Origin of the sequence: Corynebacterium sp. HMSC066C02 (genome assembly GCF_001814945.1) — a bacterium.
Taxonomy (GTDB): Bacteria; Actinomycetota; Actinomycetes; order Mycobacteriales; family Mycobacteriaceae; genus Corynebacterium; species Corynebacterium aurimucosum.
The window spans coordinates 112,162-112,467 of sequence record NZ_KV818447.1 but is presented as its reverse complement, the minus strand read 5'-3'; the positions used below and the strand labels follow the sequence as shown (position 1 = coordinate 112,467).

At 56.5% G+C, this 306-nt stretch carries 1 pseudogene; it reads left to right on the top strand.

Annotated features, from left to right (window positions below):
- Positions 1-306 (top strand): annotated as a pseudogene (locus HMPREF2996_RS05310) (HNH endonuclease); the annotation flags it as partial.

Genomic DNA, 306 nt, shown 5'->3' with positions numbered 1-306 from the left:
GCCATCACAACATGAAAACCGATGGCACCCTCAAATACCTACTCGACCCCTACAGCGGGGATGTCATCTGGCTATATGAAGACGGCACCTGGACTATTACCGAAGCCGACGGGCCGCTAGCACCAAAACAGAAACGCTGGGCACAAACAGTCGCCCAACACATCACCGCCACCAGGAAACGCATCCGCGAGGAAGCCCAATACCTCAAACAAGAACTCGACGACTACGCACAACAACAAGCCCAAGCCCAAGCCCAAGCCGAAGCCGAAGACGCGGACAACACCGACACAGATGCCAGCACCGACG